5 protein-coding genes are annotated in these 3,938 nt (G+C 37.8%); 4 read left to right on the forward strand and 1 reads right to left on the reverse strand.

Annotation, left to right across the window (positions count from 1 at the left end):
* Window positions 1–58: 58 nt before the first annotated feature.
* Window positions 59–1,627 carry a M28 family metallopeptidase gene (locus AC1DND_RS22085; RefSeq protein WP_477584765.1) on the forward strand — a complete coding sequence of 523 codons (1,569 nt, stop codon included), beginning with the start codon at window positions 59–61 and terminating at the stop codon, window positions 1,625–1,627.
* Between the two features lie 97 nt (window positions 1,628–1,724).
* Here the strand turns inward: AC1DND_RS22085 and AC1DND_RS22090 are convergent, their stop codons facing one another.
* Complete coding sequence (locus tag AC1DND_RS22090; protein ID WP_057931491.1) at window positions 1,725–1,955, reverse strand: response regulator transcription factor; 231 nt, start codon at window positions 1,953–1,955, stop codon at window positions 1,725–1,727.
* Between the two features lie 291 nt (window positions 1,956–2,246).
* Between AC1DND_RS22090 and AC1DND_RS22095 the strand changes: the two genes are divergently transcribed.
* From AC1DND_RS22095 to AC1DND_RS22105, 3 genes are all read left to right on the forward strand, one after another.
* Window positions 2,247–2,615 carry a hypothetical protein gene (locus tag AC1DND_RS22095; protein WP_477584766.1) on the forward strand — a complete coding sequence of 123 codons (369 nt, stop codon included), beginning with the start codon at window positions 2,247–2,249 and terminating at the stop codon, window positions 2,613–2,615.
* 3 nt (window positions 2,616–2,618) lie between these two features.
* Window positions 2,619–3,263, forward strand: a complete 645-nt coding sequence (locus tag AC1DND_RS22100; RefSeq protein WP_477584767.1) for a hypothetical protein — start codon at window positions 2,619–2,621, stop codon at window positions 3,261–3,263.
* A partial coding sequence (locus AC1DND_RS22105; protein ID WP_477584768.1) for a sensor histidine kinase occupies window positions 3,230–3,938 on the forward strand: 709 nt, incomplete at its 3' end. The genes AC1DND_RS22100 and AC1DND_RS22105, both read left to right, overlap by 34 nt.

Raw genomic sequence — 3,938 nt, forward strand, 5'->3', positions numbered from 1 at the left:
ATTTGAAGTGGTTTAAAGTGTATTTTAGATCAAAATCAACCACCAAATTATTCATAAAATGATCAAAAAATTTACAATCACCGCATTGGCCTTTGGCCTGTGCTTTTCAGCTTTTGCGCAAGACACCCCTGACGCAGCTGTAGTACAAAAAATAAGAAAGGAAGGTTTAGAAAATTCGAAGGCAATGGATATTGCTTTTAATTTAACTGATGTAAGCGGTCCCCGTTTATCAAACTCTCCGGGATTAAAAAAAGCACAGGATTGGGCTGTGAAGCAACTAAGCGATTGGGGATTAAAAAATGTACATCTTGAAGCCTGGGGAACTTTCGGTAAAGGCTGGCAGATAGACAAATACTATGCCGCCACTACACTTCCTTACTATCATGCCATTATTGCCTCTCCTAAAGCATGGACACCTGGTACAAATGGCCCGATCAAATCGCAGGTCATTTTAATCAAGGCCGATAGTGTTGCCGATTTAGCAAAATATAAAGGCAAATTGGCCGGAAAAATCGTTATGATGGATCAGGGTACCCCTCTAACAAGTGGCATTAAGCCCGATTTTCTGCGCTATGCCGATACTACCCTGGCACAAATGGCCGCAGCAAAACCACAACCTGCAGGCCCAAGACAACGCCCTAATGGCGGGCCAATGGCCGATAGAATGGCACAGATGATGAAAATGCGTGAAATCCGTGCGGCAATGAGTGCCATGCTGGTAGAAGAAAAAGTAGGTTTAATTTTAACTTATGCCCGTGGAGGACAGGGGACGTTTTTCACCAGTAACGGTGCTTCTTATGCTTTGGATGCAAAACCGGTATCGCCTGAACTTGAAGTTGCAGCAGAAGATTTCTTGCATATATTGCGTCTTTTACGTGCTGGCAAGCCTGTAGAAATTGAAGCTGACATCAAAACCTCATTTTACGATCAGGATCCTCAAGGATATAATGTAATTGCCGAAATACCTGGGACCGATAAAAAACTAAAAGATGAAGTGGTAATGATTGGCGGGCRCTTCGATTCGTGGCATGCGGCAACGGGCGCTACAGATAATGCAGCAGGTTCTACCGTAATGATGGAAGCCATGCGTATTTTAAAAGCGATAGATTTTAAACCAAAGCGCACCATCCGTATTGCACTTTGGAGCTCAGAAGAGCAAGGTTTATTTGGATCGAGGGGTTATGTGGCAAAACATTTTGGCGATCCGAAAACCATGGTATTAACACCAGACCAGAAAAAAATATCAGCTTATTACAACCTCGATAATGGAACAGGAAAAATCCGCGGCGTTTACTTACAGGGCAATGCAGCCGCTGGTCCAATTTTTCAAAGTTGGTTAACACCTTTTAACGATCTTGGCGCTACCACCATCACCATTAATAACACAGGCGGTACCGATCACCAAGCCTTTGATGCCGTAGGTATCCCAGGTTTCCAGTTTATTCAGGATCCTGCCGATTACAATACCCGTACCCACCATAGCAATATGGATACTTATGATAGGCTTGTTGAGGATGATTTAAAACAGGCAGCAACCATTATCGCTTCTTTTGTTTACAATACTTCGCAGCGCGAGGCACAGATCCCAAGAAAAGAACTACCTGCTCCACAACCCGCAAGACCTTAAAGCAATATAGTATATAAACAAAAGCCTGCTGATTTGACTTTAGTATCAAATAGCAGGCTTTGCTGTTTAGAATGAGAGGTTATGCGTATCTTAACCTTTATAAGGATAATATTCTTTCTTTAAAGGCCCAAACAATTAATTGATAAGAATTTTTAAGATCGAGCTTTCTTACCATATTTCTTCGGTGCGTATTAACGGTATGCTCGCTGATAAAAAGCATTTCGCCAATTTCTTTACTGTTGTACCCCATCGATAACAAGTGTACAATTTCAACTTCCCTTTCGCTGATCGAACTGTGATTTTCCCGTAACAGGATATTGTTTATCATTTTTGAAAGAATTAAATGGTTAATGTTTCTATAATCAAGCTCTATTAAAAAATCAGACTTGTTTTAAAATAAGTTCAAAATATTTGTTTTAATAGGGCCCACGGCATTCATCGTTTACAATCACAAATTATTCAGCTGTTATTGTATACCAAAAGTAGTGGTACGTCGCAATTCGCCGTTAGCGCAAAACGCCTTAAATGAAAGGGTATTTTTACGGTATTTTAATTGCAAATAGCTCTTGCCGAAACCCTTATTATTATCGATTTTTAGAGAAAATCAAACAATAAATTTATGAGTCAAAAATTAAATTCGGAACCTATCGATAAGAAGGTTGCGCAGGCCATGGTTGATGCCTATGCTGTCGAGGCAAGAAAATTCCCACAATCTTTCACTAAAGCAGTATGGTTTCCGGCAGAACAGATAATGGAAATTGCAAAATTAATGAGCGAAGGAAAATATGATGGGTTAAGGCTCTATTTTGCGCAATATACCGATGTTTTACCTGAAGGGGTAAAAAGTGGGTATGCAGGTAAAAACACTTTGTTATTGGTACCCACTATGGCATGCGAAAGCAATGATGAAGAGCATCAGGATAACCTTGATGACATAGGAAACAGAGGTCAGGGCTGTCCAGAATTTTGTGAAGGCACACAATTATAAAGCATGAGGTACTTAACTCCTATATTTATAGCAGAAGTTATCTGTTTTATAGCTGCTATTGCAATCATATGGAAAGATAAACATGCTTTTGGGAAAGTAATTACCTGTTATTTAGCCATTGCATTAGTTACTGAGGAAGCCGCTGCCTATCTGGCTATAAGAGGTATACACAATTTATGGCTATTTAATATTTATATTGTTTTTGAAATCAGCGCAATATTATATGGCCTTTACCATTGTATCAAAAAATATACTAATCCCAAATCTATATTTATTATAGGTTTGGGCATTATAGTCCTTACCTATATTTTCTTTTTAACCACCCAACCGTTTACCAATTTAAACACCATTACAATTAGTGTGATGTCTGTCATTTTCACGCTTTATTGCCTTTACTACTATTATTTGTTGTTAAAAGATGAAAACTTTATCGAAATCAAAACTCATCCTGAATTTTGGTGGGTAACAGGAGTCTTGTTTTATTACTTTGGAAGTACCATGTCGAATATTTTTGATGGGTTATTTACGGTTAAAATTATAGGCTTTGCTTTAAAATTCCTTATTTATATCCTGTTAAACCTTATTTTATATAGCTTTTGGTTATATTCCTTTATATGCAGAATGAAACAACAAAAATTGCAATCTTAGTTGCCATTGCAACTTTGGTATTTCTTCTTATGCCTGTTTTTTTGATTTTATATATCAGATCTTATACCAGGCATAAAAAGAACCATTTTCTGGAAAAGCAGAATATGCAGCAAAAATTTGAGTCCGAAATGCTTCAAACCCGCGTTGAAGTACAAGATCAAACGATGCAAAGTATAGCCACAGAATTACATGATAATGTTGGCCAGTTGCTCAGCCTTACCACACTCACCTTAAACTCTGTAAATTTAAACGATGGGGAAAAGGCCAAAAAGAAAATCGACAATTCGTTAGCACTGGTTAACAAATCTATTAAAGAATTAAGGGAGTTGGCAAAACTATTACATGGCGAGCAACTGGTAGAAAACGGCATTGGCCACGCAATTGATCAGGAAATTAACTGGTTGAATAAAGCTGGTTCTTATGAACTAAAAATTAACAATCAATTAATCGATCTGCAAATTACATCGCCGAACAAAGATTTAATCATTCTCCGTTTATTGCAAGAAATCATCAATAACATCATAAAGCATGCCCAGGCAACCGATATTCAAATCGATTCGCATCTGGCAGACAATACTATATATTTAAGGGTTTCCGAAAATGGGATTGGTTTTAACCCCGAAGAAATTAGATCAAAAAAATCAGGAATGGGACTAAATTCTATTTATAAAAGAA

Source organism: Pedobacter sp. 01N416, from assembly GCF_056399685.1.